This is a genomic window from Shewanella sp. DNRA4 (genome assembly GCF_012843185.1).
Taxonomy (GTDB): domain Bacteria; phylum Pseudomonadota; class Gammaproteobacteria; order Enterobacterales; family Shewanellaceae; genus Shewanella; species Shewanella xiamenensis.
In genome coordinates, this window is the sequence record NZ_JABAIP010000004.1 from 83,221 (window position 1) to 96,725 (window position 13,505).

General features: G+C 42.2%; 12 protein-coding genes. All 12 read right to left on the bottom strand.

Annotated features, from left to right (window positions below):
- Positions 1-37: 37 nt before the first annotated feature.
- Entirely contained in the window at positions 38-748 is a 711-nt protein-coding gene (locus HG547_RS05540) for a molecular chaperone (RefSeq protein WP_169547240.1), read from the bottom strand.
- A 160-nt stretch (positions 749-908) separates the two neighbouring features.
- Positions 909-2,297 carry a fimbrial protein gene (locus HG547_RS05545; protein ID WP_169547241.1) on the bottom strand — a complete coding sequence of 463 codons (1,389 nt, stop codon included), beginning with the start codon at positions 2,295-2,297 and terminating at the stop codon, positions 909-911.
- A gap of 9 nt (positions 2,298-2,306) precedes the next feature.
- Positions 2,307-4,844 (bottom strand): fimbria/pilus outer membrane usher protein, encoded by a 2,538-nt coding sequence (locus HG547_RS05550; protein WP_248278700.1) that lies wholly within the window; start codon positions 4,842-4,844, stop codon positions 2,307-2,309.
- A 31-nt stretch (positions 4,845-4,875) separates the two neighbouring features.
- Positions 4,876-5,604, bottom strand: coding sequence for a molecular chaperone (locus tag HG547_RS05555; RefSeq protein ID WP_169547243.1), 729 nt, complete (start codon positions 5,602-5,604; stop codon positions 4,876-4,878).
- Positions 5,605-5,683: 79 nt separating this feature from the next.
- Positions 5,684-6,220 carry a fimbrial protein gene (locus tag HG547_RS05560; protein WP_169547244.1) on the bottom strand — a complete coding sequence of 179 codons (537 nt, stop codon included), beginning with the start codon at positions 6,218-6,220 and terminating at the stop codon, positions 5,684-5,686.
- A 446-nt stretch (positions 6,221-6,666) separates the two neighbouring features.
- On the bottom strand, positions 6,667-8,010 hold the full coding sequence (locus HG547_RS05565) for a fimbrial protein (protein WP_169547245.1): 1,344 nt from the start codon (positions 8,008-8,010) through the stop codon (positions 6,667-6,669).
- Between the two features lie 104 nt (positions 8,011-8,114).
- Positions 8,115-8,438, bottom strand: coding sequence for a type 1 fimbrial protein (locus HG547_RS05570; protein WP_169547246.1), 324 nt, complete (start codon positions 8,436-8,438; stop codon positions 8,115-8,117).
- A 542-nt stretch (positions 8,439-8,980) separates the two neighbouring features.
- Complete coding sequence (locus HG547_RS05575; protein WP_211164563.1) at positions 8,981-9,541, bottom strand: fimbrial protein; 561 nt, start codon at positions 9,539-9,541, stop codon at positions 8,981-8,983.
- Between the two features lie 437 nt (positions 9,542-9,978).
- A complete protein-coding gene (locus HG547_RS05580) occupies positions 9,979-10,338 on the bottom strand; it encodes a hypothetical protein (RefSeq protein WP_169547247.1) in 360 nt (119 codons plus the stop codon).
- 414 nt (positions 10,339-10,752) lie between these two features.
- A complete protein-coding gene (gene rpoH / locus HG547_RS05585; RefSeq protein WP_047537943.1) occupies positions 10,753-11,610 on the bottom strand; it encodes an RNA polymerase sigma factor RpoH in 858 nt (285 codons plus the stop codon).
- 230 nt (positions 11,611-11,840) lie between these two features.
- Positions 11,841-12,806 carry a permease-like cell division protein FtsX gene (ftsX, locus tag HG547_RS05590; RefSeq protein ID WP_037423624.1) on the bottom strand — a complete coding sequence of 322 codons (966 nt, stop codon included), beginning with the start codon at positions 12,804-12,806 and terminating at the stop codon, positions 11,841-11,843.
- Entirely contained in the window at positions 12,803-13,504 is a 702-nt protein-coding gene (gene ftsE / locus HG547_RS05595) for a cell division ATP-binding protein FtsE (RefSeq protein ID WP_037423627.1), read from the bottom strand. The genes ftsX and ftsE overlap by 4 nt, the downstream gene beginning before the upstream one ends.
- Position 13,505: the final 1 nt, after the last annotated feature.

Sequence of the window (13,505 nt, forward strand, 5' to 3'; positions counted from 1 at the left end):
AAATGCAATCATCATAAATGAATGATTGCATTTTATCTTATTTATTATTTACAACTATATCATTCTGTGAACCATTATCATCTAGATAGGTGACAACTAGCGATTCAGGCCTAGCTGTCGATTCCCATGCTACGGTAATTTGTGAAAATGGTGCTAACATGCCATTATAATAGGATTTATCCTCTTTGTCTGATAATCGCAAAGCCGCTATGGTTAGATAAAACGGCGAATTATTTGTTAAAACAAGTGACTTATCCTCCCATTTATACGACATATTCGACGCCATAGTACTCGCTTGACTAAATAACTCTGCTGGCCTTAACAACAACTTCATTTGGGTACGCGTAGTCAATATAAGCACTGCACTATCTTCGGACTTACTGTCTTTCTCTGGTAGCGGTGGCACTTCGTAAATTGTTAACCAGTAAAGCGTTTCTCTATCGGTTACTAAATTCTCATCCACTTTGACAAATCGAATACTTTTAGTCTCCTTGCTCTTTAATTTAAAAATGGCGGGCAGCGGGATTACTGGCGAGTCAGGTGCTTTTTCAGGTGTGCCATCAATATTGCCATCATCGACCCACAGCTGAACCAATACTGGGTAGTCATTTATATTAACAAATTGAAAGGATTGCTCTTTTTTATTAATGTTATAAATGATACGCGTATTTTCGGCGACCACACCAGCCAAAACGACAGATGAAAATCCAAATAATAAAAAGGCTAAAGTAAAGTATATTAGGCGCATTTTGGTTGCTCAAATGGTAAGAGATTGAAAATATATAGCATATTTACTGGATAGCATGTTGACCATTTACCGTAAATTATCATCATTCGTTTCAATGCCTCAAATAGTATAAGGCCAAGTATCACTTGGCCTTATATAATAATGTTAGAAATATTTGTTACTACTGGACAACAATTAATACTTCCGCGGTCGCATACACAATGCCCGCCGTGACAGGATCGGCTGGCAATGATGGCGGGGTAAATCTCGATAGCTCAACATCATAGCTAGTGTTATACACTCTTATTGGGTCTGGACTCATGTTGAAGCCATTCGGTGAATACCAACCATCTTTATTGCCACCCAGTTTTTGTGATGAGCTCGTCAACCAATTCATCACTCCAATACTATCATTCTTTAACATTTCTATAGCCACCCCCTTTGCAACACCTGGTGCACCATAATTCTCGCTCAAAAGTTTAGTCACCCCTGCCCCCGTCGGCGTCCTAAGGCCAAGGCTATAAGCAATATTTTTAGAAGCATCACTCACTTTAAATCCAATCGAATTAGCTCCTAAAGCAGCGGCACCGAACGTGGCACCATTTTCACAGTGGTACTCAATATCAATTCTGCCGGTTCGCTTGCCTCCTCCTTCGAGTTCAGAGACCGAAATAGGGCTAAAAATCACTAATGGTGTGACATTCGCAATTGTGCATCCTTTATATGAGGTAAACCCCCCTCCATTACCTCCCGTATGTGCATTGGTATTTGACAATGGGCCAACAATCTGTTCATAACGAACACTGGAGATATGGCATTCCGAAATAGATTGTCCGTCTTTACAATCTAGAAGTTTGTTAGAAGCAGATACATCTTCAGTATTATGGGATATTAAACTAACCCAGCCAAAGGGATCGTAATAGCCAAAACCAGTTGTATTTGGAGCATGATATGCCCCTGTACTGTCTGTTTGTGTCGGGCTGGGGATCTTAATAAATTCCAACTGAACATCGCTAAAGTTTTTTGCCTTAACCAATATTCGACCATAAATATCCCGATCCAATCCTGTAAGCGGTCTTAATTGCCAATTACGGGAAAAATACTTACCCGTTGTCACATGTAACGCTCGCCAGCCCACACGCTTAACAAAGGTTGTATGAGTGAGTTCAGGCACATTGGGTTCTATTACTAAACCACCTTGATAAGCTCCATTAGATGCAACGAAACCTTCATATAATAATCCTTCTTCATTAGGTGAGCAGACAAAAAGCACCTGTTCAGGTTGAAATCCAACATGCTCACCATATTGGGTAAGTGGCACAGGTCCTCCATTGGCAATTACTGAGCCAATAGGTTGAACCAAATCTGAGGCAAGGTTAACTCGTCCCATATTCAATCCACCACCATTAATGCCACCGTTCCAGTTATTTTTGACGCCTGTTGTAGGGTCAAATGGTTCCCAACCTGCTGGCCATGACTGCCCAGCAGCACTGGGTACACGTGCACAAAGGGCAAAAGCTGAAGCCGTAAAGTTCAACAAAAACAATGTTAATACTAATCTTGTAAACATATTCACCCCTTATTGATTCGTCACGGAACACACCGTTGGTAGACGGTATAAACGAACATCCGTCGGCTGCTCGGTTAAGTCATAATGGATTTGACAGCGATCTTCACTGCCCTCACCCCATTTTAGGGTTAGCTTACCCATAGGCTCTGCGAGTCGCACATAAGCTAACCCCGCCTGCCCAACGGTACCGATATTTTCCCCTTGCAAGCCGAGAATACTTGCCCCTAAAGGCGCGACCTCACCCGAATCAAGCTTGGCAATAAAGAGTGCCGCTTTACCCTTACGGGTTTCATACTTAAGCTTTACCGCAGCACCCGCATAAGGGGTAACCGTTTTGCGAGAATCTAATAACTCGACATCTTCATCGATATCTGCCGAATCTAAGCTGATATCATTGGTGCGGTAAGGCATTAAACTTGGCATTAAGGCATAACCATTACTATCAATGTAAGTTCCCCAGTTATTTTTAACTGCGGCCCCTTCGGCACCCGGTGCTTCAATAATGGCAAAGGTATCCCCCACCGATTGCCCTAAGGTTAGTCCCCCCTCATGCACTACAACCGCACCGCGGATATTGCCGCCCCACTGCTGATAGTTATCACTACGGGAATAGTTCACGCCCATATTGGCTATGCTGGTACGCTTATTCAGCGTTGCGCTATAGCTGTCCGAGTTATAAAAGTCATCATCCTGTCGACTTGCATTAACCGAGTAACTCAAAGTGTTTTCATCATCAAGTGTGCCTGAAATACCCGCATAATAGTTGTTACTGTTTGCGCTATGGCTATAACCTGTTACTGCAGAATGTTTACTGTTAACCCCCAACGGCATGGATAAACTTAATGACCAAACATCATCTTTGGTTTTGACAGAAATAGGCCCACCAACAGTATTTTCTGTTTGATTTAAGTACTGACGTGCATAATTCACTCCCAGACTGACAGGGCCAAACTGGCTCGAATAACCTAGCTGGTATGAATCATCATCCTCTCGCCCATCACGGTACTGGCGTTTTGTTCCCGACACAGCAAGTGACCCCCAGTCTCCCAACTGCTGAGTCATGCTTAATACCATTTCCGCTTTCTGCAGGTAATTCTCGGAGCTATAGTCAAAGCCATTATCAACATAGGCGCGCTGACGGAAAACGTCACTTAGCTCCCTAAAGCCCTCCGTTGAATACTTATAGCCCGCCAAGGTAACAGAGGTGCCACTGTCAAAGGCTCGGCTGTAGTTCAAACCAAGGCGCCAACCTGACTCAGATTCGGCATCATTTATATAGTCTTTTAATTTTGCATGGGAATACACCCCAGTAACACCAACGGCACCTATCGGCGTACTAAACACACTACCAGCACTTACCGCAACATAGTCACTGGCAAGCCGCAGCCCAGTGTTGACTGTTATCTCATTTGATAAACCTAACTCGTAGGTTGCATCAGTAAAATATCCATCCTCCCCCGTATTGGTACTTTTACCCATAGAAAGCGCATATTGGGATTGCCCTGCACGCATAGAGCCCGGTACCGCACTGAAAGGCACAGTAAAGGATGACACACGACCATCGGCCTCATTGATTTCAACCAACAAATCCCCCTGATAGCTTGTAGGATACAAGTCATTAATTTCAAACGGGCCTGCCGCAACGGTAGTTTGGTATATTTCTCGGCCATTTTGCTTAATCACCACTTTTGCCGTCGTTTGCGCAATACCCGTTACTGTGGGGGCATAACCTCGTTGTGACACAGGTAACATCCGTGTATCAGACTGAAGCTGAAAACCCTTAAAGCTAATACTGCCAAATACTGTGCTGCGGGTATAAAGCTCACCCAGTGACAATTCGGATTGCCAAAAAGGCAATGCTCTAGTCGCATACGTCCTTAATGATTTAAAGTCAGTGTCAGTACCAAAACTTGAATCTCGATATTGGTAAGTCGATTGGTTACGGATTCGCCACAATCCTAAGTTAAAGCCCGAGTTTAATCCTAAATAGCCAGACTCACTCGTATTACGCTGACCATAACTCGACTCTGAACGGTAGTAGTTGCCATTGTAATTAATAAAAAGCGCGGTCTCACCACCATCCCACTGTTCAGGCGAAGTAAAACCTCGCGGCTTATTATCCATATAGGCCTGTGGTACCGTTAAATCGAGCCTTAAACTGCCAGAGTCAAAACTAAAATTGTTGCCTTTAACCGTGTACCCTAAACTGCAACTACCAATAACTGGCGCCGGCGCCATAAACTCAGGGCGCACCCCCGCATTGAGCCAGATCGACTCTTCAATACAAGGCTCGACATTGTTATTACCAGTATCAACAAAGCGCAGTAATTCGCGAGACACAAAGCGACCATTAATAAAAAGGTCTACCTGGTATTGTCCAGGTAAAATATCTGGTCCATTTACCAACTGCTGTAAATAATCGGAATTATAACCAGGCCCTAATAGCAATGATTCATCAAATGCATATTCCATATCATCGGCATAAATCGGTGCCGATAGCAGTAATATTGGAAACGGCAATAGCCGCCACTTACTTTTTTTTTCCATAATTATACTTACCCAATGCATGACTAACTCCTCAGCGAATAACAACAGCTTGCTCTTGTGTAACTGAAGCACCTAAGTCATTTACTAAAGTAAACTGAATACTCGCGGGTGTTTGAGGCACAAGCTTCATATTATCGACTGCCCAGCTCACCTTGCTAAAGGGCGCCACCATTTCTACTGGCAATGCAATATCCCGACCTTGATATTTAAGGTCCCCACGAGTGAATGAGGCAAAATAAGGACTGGTATTTTCCACTTCGACTTGCAAACCATTTGGTTGAGATTGCACAGTGAAATTAATTAAATTTGGCACTTCGGAGACCTTGATATTTAATCCCTCAGGGCGATAAAAAATCTTCACTCTGTTACGCAACATGATTAACATTTTATTCTCATTGCTGCTGGCCTTCTCGGCTGGCGGGATTTGTAAAAAATTCAAGTAAAATACTGACTCTCTATCCGATGGCAAAGCTTCACCGGTATAAATAAGGCGTACAGTTTGTCCGCCATTCGCTTTGACTTTAGCGACAGCAGGCAAAACTGCAAATGGTCCATCCGCATTCTCAGGGGTTGATTGCGGGTTATTAATATCTGTCCATAATTGTACAACATTTGGGAAGCTATCATTATTTGCTAGCTGTACACTCTTTTCCTTGGCATCGCCCGGATAGATAATACGGGTTCCTGTCATCACCACACTTGCCTGAGCAACTTGAGAAAGCAGTAACGTCGTAATAACAAATAAGCAGCGATTCCACATCTCGCAATTCTCCAACTAAAAAAAAGGCCCATAAATGGGCCATTACAGATGCACCAGCAATACCTAAATATAGACGGGATTACTGATAAGACACTGAATATTGCACTGAACCAAGTACTGGGCCCGCAGTGGCACCACCAGCAACACTGATATATTGCACTGCATAATCAACTGTGCCTTCAGTTTCACCAGCAGCCAAAGTCACACCCGCAACTGGCGTTGAAGTATTTAAATCAATTGCAGCGCCACTAGGTGCATCTAACAATTGAAGAGCTACATTGGCTGCACCAGAAGCAGCAACGTTAGTCAGGTTACCATTGGCATCAACAGTATTTCCCACAAACACAGTTTTCGAAGTAAAGGCGGCGCCGTCACAACCAGTTACACCTAAGGTGAAAACGGTTTCTTTAGCAGTGCTACCTGCTGCAGTTAATTCAGCAGTCGTTGCTGTTGGCAGCAATACAACTGGGTTAGCTGCGTTACCGTTAATCTCGACTTCACAGGTTTGATCTGATACTTCACCCATAAAGGTAATAGTGTTTGGGCCTGCAGCCATAGCAGCTGTTGAACCCAGTAATAAACCGCTTGCAGCTAAGGCTAGGCTAATTTTTTTCATGTTGAATTTCCTTTAAATAACAAACTTGACATTAAGAACATTAAGAAAAAATTCGAAAAGAGAGGACTTATCGAATTCCAGAGCATTATGAGCTCAAATAAAAAAACATGATGTAAGATGACGTTCGTTAAAATGTAGGAAATATCTGAACTGATAGCAGAAATATTGAAGACCTGTAGAAAAGGCTAATTCCACGTGCTAGGAGCCAATTTAATTACTCATACAAACATAACCTTAGCCTATTTCTTGAACAAAATATGAATATTTGACAGCTTCAAAGGTTTAAAAACTATAAACAGACTTATATTAAAAATAGATTAAAATCAAAATGGGAATAATATCGATTATCAGGGATATGATATTTTAACTGCAAAAATAAAAAAGACTCAGTAGTTGAGTCTTTTTATATAAAAATATTTGCGTAACAGATGCTGGCTATATTTGCTCTACATCACTCGAATAAACACTTCAGCTGTGGCATACACTTTACCAGGTGAGGGAGCAATGGCGCCGCCATTAGCCGAAAGGTAAACATTAAAACGCTCGGAATACCAATCATCTAATGGCCCACCAGGGGTTGGTTCACCGCGTAGCGGATGCCAACCATTAAGTTGGTTTACCCCTTGCGTAATAGTGTTTTCATCCGTCAACCAATTCATCATATCCCCATTTTCACTCTCTATCTCGATGCCAACGCCAACAGCAATATAGGGATCGACACCATAACCCCGACTTAATAATTTTTTTACCCCAGTCATACCTCCTCCGACGATCAAGCCTTCATTAATAGCGGCTTGACGGGCCTCGCTATTGATTTTAAACCCTACCGCATTCATATTTACCGTCGTTCCTCCGATTAATGCACCTTTGCCGCAGTTATAATCCAAAGTAAATTGAGCCTTAACCTTTTCACCTCTTCTCAATGCTGTTGCTGTAATAGGTGGAAAAGTAACATAAGGGGTAACATTTCTAAAAGCGCACAGTTGAGTACGTCGAATTATTAAATTATTTGTAATGCTAATGTTACCAGGCCAACTGGAATGAAACCCCGTGTAACAAGTGCCCAACTGCCCCTCATTACAACCCGGCACACCAGGCCCAATAAAGGTTGTATAGCCTAAAGGCTGATTATAGCTATAAGTCAATCTATAGTAACTTTCAGGCTGATAAGGCCCATCTGTAACAGCTGGGCTCGATATCCTAATGAGCTCTACGGACATAGAACTGAAATTTTTCGCTTTGACTAAAATTTTATTTTTGTCATCGCGATCAAGGTTTGTGAGTGGACGATAGCGCCAATTCCTTGTCACGTATTCCTGCGCTGTATCATTCCAAATTCTAAAGCCTATATCAGGGCTATTAAGCATATAAGTATGGGGTGGCACACCTGCTTCTGTAACTAGAGAGCGACCACTTAGATAATTGTCAGAATTAGTGGCATAACTTTCAAATAATTGCCCCTCATCCTCAGCATCACAACGATATAAAACTTGTTCAGGGTTAAAGCCTCCTGTTTGCCCATATTGATACATAGGCATATTAGGGGCTTTGGCGATAAGCGTGCCTACTGGCTGTAAATAGGTATTTGTTAGCCCAATTACATTTAACAGGCCTGTGTATCCAAAGTTACTATCAGAGGCACCATTCCAAATAGCATTAGTGCCAAAATCGGGATTGATATAGTAGGGGCTGTTCTTATCTGCAAGCTCACCATTATAACTGATACGATAACAAGTAGCGTGTGCCCCTCCCCCCCATACCACGGCAAGAATCACCAGTAAAATCTTCATATTACGCCCCAAAGAAAAGCTCCGTATATTCAAAATAATCACAAAAAATTTAAACAAAAATCACCTGTTATCAGGTGATCTTTAATAAGCTTCAAACATACTTTCTAAAAGTAAATAGCGGTTACTAAATACTTATCTTTATCAACTCTAACAATATCTATTTCGTCTATTTTTTTTGTTCTGCCCCGTAACTGCTTGCTTTCTCCAACTAGTAAGGCTTGCTTATTAACATTAAAATGCGCAACTGAATGCTTGATACTTGGAGCGTCAGTCTCCAAGCATTCAACAGAATTAATATTTAGCTCGCAGCTAGACTCCACAATCATCCCTTGAAAAGTGATTACTCCCTCAGACTTTGCAGGCGTGACAAAAAGTGCTCCGGAAAAAACAACAACTCCCAACACTTGGTTATTTTTTGATCTTAACATGACTCACCTCAGATTTTTTTGTAGGAACATTCTGATTATTGGTGAGTAATTTCCCAAGCGCAAGCTGGTGCATAAGAAATGGCTCTCGGCTAAATCACCATGTACAAATTTAATGGTGATGACCTGAGGGGAGGGGGGGATAGAAAGTAGGTATGGTGCAGCAATTGGTGTCAAAGGCTGTGAAGAGGTTTTATATAATGACAGACATTAATGGTAAGCATTTGCTCCAACTAAACTACTGAAAAGATACTGTTGCTGATGTACCCGTAAGAATCATCTACGAAATCACAGCTAAGATTAAATGCATTTACAATGGGGGAAAACTGCGGAAAAAATTATGAAATACTACTTTCACAGTTTAAAGTCATCTTCCAGTAAACAACCTGCACGCGAATCGCACTCGAAAGTAGTTGATAGTATATTATGTTTGCAATCAAGCTAGGTGGAAAGTGTTATATCAGTTATTGAGTACAGAGTTTTTTATTAAAAACAATTGCTTTAGTATCCTTCAGCAAATTAGTATCACCTAACCTTCATTATAATTATTCATACACAACAGCATATTGTACCGTGCCTAAAACACGACCAGGTGTTGCTCCACCCTCTATAGAAATATACTGTACAGCATAATCCCAAGAACCCTCGGTCTCTCCTGCATTCACTTTCACACCAGGTTCTCGTGACGCATACTGAAAATTTGTAACATCAATTTCATACCCTCCAAGCATATTTTTTAATTGAAAGCCGACATTTAATGCTCCATCAGTTGCAAGATTCTTTAAAGTGCCATAATCGCCGATATTATTTCCTGAAAAGAGTGTGTATGAGACAAAAGCTGAACCATCACATCCTTTAAGACCTAAAGTGAAAGCAGTTTCTTTTGCGACAGATCTTGGGGTTGCTAACTCAGATGCGGCAACTGCTGGTAGTAGTACCACAGGGTTAGCAGAATCACCATTGATTGTGATTTCACAAGTTTGTTGTGATACAGCACCAAAGAAAACAATCGTATTTGGCTGAGCGCTCATAATAGATGGTGCAGAAAATGGAGCACTTATAGTTATGACTAAAATGAGTTTCTTCTTCAATTTATTGTAAGACATAACACTACAATCCCCAAAAGTTCAAAGACAGTGACCTATAGCAAGGCAAAAAAATAAACTTCTACTGGAAGTTTCTGAACCACAAGCACAAAAAACTGAATCATTTTTCAGTCAAATTACTCGGTTGCATTCTATGGTATTCTTATTTTAATCTTCTCTTAGTATTCCCCCTTTGGGGCACCATAAGGTTGATTTTACTATGAATTGCATTGCTAAATTTCTTGTCTTAATCGTTAAAACCAAAAAATCAGTTAGATAAGGAATTTTTGCAAACCAATTGCTCGTCATGATAGGCTTTTTAAAAGTAACATCCCTTAATAATTAATAGTGGCTAAAAAACAATTTCATAACATCCTAATTTAGGACAGGCCAGAACCAATAAATGATATAAGAATATAGTTAGATACTAGAGTTAGCGTATAAAAACCGTAAACACCTTAAGCGCAACAATCGATATTGTTACTATTTAAACTCAACGCAACCTGACACTTCCATTGAGTATAAAATATTGGCGATACATTATGCGATAATACCCATCTAACCTGCTCATCCTCTATAAAATAGGGAACCTGACTTAAATCGAGCAACTCTTTCAACGTTGAAAAAGGAAAACGGTAAGAGATAACATCCATCCCAAAATAACTAGACATATTTAGGTCCTTAACGTCATGAGCAAGTCCCTTACATACCAACCAGAATAAGCTCTGCTGATATGCTTCGACAAAACTACCGTCTCTATATGCAGCCCCCCAACCTGGTTCTGAAGAAAGTGCTACTTTGGTGATTACCTTATGCATGTACTTCCCCATTAAATAAAAACGCACGATGAGAAATTAACTTTACTATTAAGTAGATTATCCTTGTCAAATAGCTAAAAAGCTTCCTTTAAACGACACTACCTAAATTCCATAGCGATATCCTTATCTTGCGTTTCCCTATTGAACTCCGTTCAAACGCCTCCCGTATTACTCTTCCTTTAATAGTAAAAATCAAAACTCATCATGCGGTGGAACAATACCAAATCCAATATAGGTGGTCTTTGAATAGGACTTTTGATTGAGGCCCAAAAGTCGATTCATTATATTCGTAAATGAAACATTATTGATGTAGGAAACGTCCGGTAGAGCCGTGCGACCAATCTTATCTAAAGAACAAAAAAACCTGCCGAAGCAGGTTTTTGATATCTTGTCTTGAAAGAAAACTTAGCCGAATTAGGCTTCCATACAAGCCTTAAGCTTGTTCATAGCGTTTTTCTCTAACTGGCGAATGCGCTCAGCCGAGACTTGATAGGTTTCTGCTAATTCCTGCAGTGTAGTTTTATCATCATCTAACCAACGGGCACGCAGAATGTGCTGGCTACGCTCGTCTAAGGTTTTGATGGCCGATAATAAACGACCTTGGGCATTGGATTCCCAGTTATCGTTTTCGATATTTTCGGCTAAATCCGATGAATGATCTTCAAGATATTGCACTGGGGCAAAATCCTGCTCATCATCGTTGTCACTGCTCAGATCAAACGCAGGATCCTGCGCCGCCATACGTGATTCCATCTCAGTCACATCGGCCTTAGAGACACCTAAATTTTCTGCGACCATTGCGACTTCATCATCGCTAAACCAACCGAGGCGAGTTTTCGCTTTACGGATATTAAAGAACAACTTGCGTTGCGCTTTGGTGGTAGCGACTTTAACAATGCGCCAGTTTTTCAGCACATATTCGTGAATTTCAGCTTTAATCCAGTGCACAGCAAAAGACACTAGACGGACGCCCACATCGGGATCGAAGCGCTTAACCGCTTTCATCAGACCGATGTTGCCTTCTTGGATCAAATCCGCCTGCGGCAGACCGTAACCTGAGTAGCCCTTAGCAACATGCACCACAAAACGTAAGTGCGACATAATCAGTTGCTTCGCTGCTTGCAGATCACCCGTTTCCTGCAAACGCTTGGCTAACTCATACTCAGTCTCAGCGTCTAACATTGTCATGCTAGTCACTGAATGGATATAAGCTTCTAAACTACTGCTGCCCTGAGGGACTGTTAGTGCCATTGATTGCGTTTGAAAGGTCATTCGCGCTCCTACTTTCTTGCTACTTATCAAATATAAGTCGATTTCATCCTATGGTTTCACTCAAAACACCCTAAGGATGAGCTGACGAACTATCGGCTAATTGACAGAGTATGTCAACCTTCACTCGTCTGGGGTATTACTTTTAACCCCGTTGAATAGACATTGCAAGTGAACAAAAGTTCATCGCCAGCCATATTTATCAAGGTATTTAAACTATAAGCGATTGATCATTAAGAAGGTTCAATCGATCTTAAATGTTGCCTTACCGAAAGATAAGAACCTAGCCAACCTAAAAAAGAAGCCAAGCCCACTAATTGTAGCAGTTCGGTAAAGGTCAGAGACTTCATCTCTAGCTGACTACCATACAAACCGAGCAATTCGGCTAGGGCAGAATCCAGATACCAAACCAACAAGTTAATAATAAGCCAAGCTAATACACCGCCAATCACTCCGTACCAAATACCGGTATAAAGGAAGGGACGTTGAATAAATGCCTCGGTTGCTCCGACTAACTTCATCACTTCTATTTCACTACGGCGATTCATAATGGCTAAGCGAATCGTGTTACCTATCACTAATACCACCGCCAAGACGAGTAACGCCGCAATCGCCATTACTGTTCGTTCGAGTAAACGCACCACAGCCTGTAGCCGCTCTAACCATTCAATATCTAAGCGACCAAAACTGATTTCAGGCTCGCGCTCAAGCTTAGTCAATAATTCGCGGGCTCCCACTGGCGTGGAATAGCGCTGGGTTGGTGTCACGGTAATTACCGCGGGAAGCGGATTTTTATCAAGATAGGCTAACGCCTCACCAAATCCAGATAGACGCTGAAACTCCTCAAGCGCTTGATTGCGGTCGATATACTGTACCTTTTCTACCTCGGGATAAGCGCGGATACGCGTTAACAAACTTTGAATAGTCTGCTCGCTGCGATTTTCATCGATAAAAAGTGAAATCTCCGCCGCGCTATTCCAAGAAGTGGTAATAGTCTCGGCATTTTTAACTAGCACTTGCAATGCTGCGGGCAAGCTTAAGCTCACCCCAAGCACAGCCATCGTCATCAAAGAAGAAACGGGACTGCGCCATAACTCGCCCATACTTGCCATGGCTTGCTGCACATGACGAATAAAAAACATCACGATGCGCCCTGAAATGGGCAACTTACTGCGCGTTAATTTGGCGTTATCACTCATAGCGCATTACCTCGAGCAGTCGCGTGTCCATGATGCAATTCCTGGGCACCGAGCATACGCCCTTGCTTCAAGGTAAAAGTGCGGTATTTCATCCGCGCGATCAGTCCCAGATCGTGGGTGGCAATGAGCACGCTCGTGCCTGCATCGTTAAAGGTTTCGAATAGGCGCAAAATATCCATCGACAATTTAGGGTCCAAGTTGCCCGTCGGTTCGTCGGCCAGCAATAGTGGCGGTTTATTAACGATCGCGCGGGCGATACCGACACGTTGCTGCTCACCACCGGATAACATGATCGGGTTATGGCGCTCTTTGCCATATAAACCCACCATATCCAACGCGCCAGCAACTCGTTTGCGGATCTCGCCGTGGGAGAAGCCTTCAATCACTAATGGTAAGGCAACGTTGTCGAATACGCTTCTGTCCATCAATAGATGATGGTTTTGGAAAATCATTCCAATATTGCGGCGCAAATAGGGCACGTGTTTAGGGCTGATTTTGGCAATATCGTGGCCATTAATCGCCACCCGGCCGGTAGTTGCACGCTCGATCACTGTGATTAATTTCAACAGGGTACTCTTACCCGCGCCCGAATGGCCGGTTAAGAATGCCATTTCACCTTTTTGTAGATGAAAATTCACCTCTTCCAGTGCCATTTGGCCACCAGGATAAATCTTACTGACCTGCTGAAAATCAATCATA

What these genes read in the sequence shown, in the direction of transcription:
- HG547_RS05575 (WP_211164563.1), bottom strand. Translation starts at nt 9,541, where the DNA reads ATGTCTTACAATAAATTGAAGAAGAAACTCATTTTAGTCATAACTATA.
- HG547_RS05565 (WP_169547245.1), bottom strand. Translation starts at nt 8,010, where the DNA reads ATGAAGATTTTACTGGTGATTCTTGCCGTGGTATGGGGGGGAGGGGCA.
- HG547_RS05560 (WP_169547244.1), bottom strand. Translation starts at nt 6,220, where the DNA reads ATGAAAAAAATTAGCCTAGCCTTAGCTGCAAGCGGTTTATTACTGGGT.
- HG547_RS05540 (WP_169547240.1), bottom strand. Translation starts at nt 748, where the DNA reads ATGCGCCTAATATACTTTACTTTAGCCTTTTTATTATTTGGATTTTCA.
- ftsE (WP_037423627.1), bottom strand. Translation starts at nt 13,504, where the DNA reads ATGATTGATTTTCAGCAGGTCAGTAAGATTTATCCTGGTGGCCAAATG.
- ftsX (WP_037423624.1), bottom strand. Translation starts at nt 12,806, where the DNA reads ATGAGTGATAACGCCAAATTAACGCGCAGTAAGTTGCCCATTTCAGGG.
- HG547_RS05580 (WP_169547247.1), bottom strand. Translation starts at nt 10,338, where the DNA reads ATGCATAAGGTAATCACCAAAGTAGCACTTTCTTCAGAACCAGGTTGG.
- HG547_RS05545 (WP_169547241.1), bottom strand. Translation starts at nt 2,297, where the DNA reads ATGTTTACAAGATTAGTATTAACATTGTTTTTGTTGAACTTTACGGCT.
- HG547_RS05550 (WP_248278700.1), bottom strand. Translation starts at nt 4,844, where the DNA reads ATGGAAAAAAAAAGTAAGTGGCGGCTATTGCCGTTTCCAATATTACTG.
- HG547_RS05570 (WP_169547246.1), bottom strand. Translation starts at nt 8,438, where the DNA reads ATGTTAAGATCAAAAAATAACCAAGTGTTGGGAGTTGTTGTTTTTTCC.
- rpoH (WP_047537943.1), bottom strand. Translation starts at nt 11,610, where the DNA reads ATGACCTTTCAAACGCAATCAATGGCACTAACAGTCCCTCAGGGCAGC.
- HG547_RS05555 (WP_169547243.1), bottom strand. Translation starts at nt 5,604, where the DNA reads ATGTGGAATCGCTGCTTATTTGTTATTACGACGTTACTGCTTTCTCAA.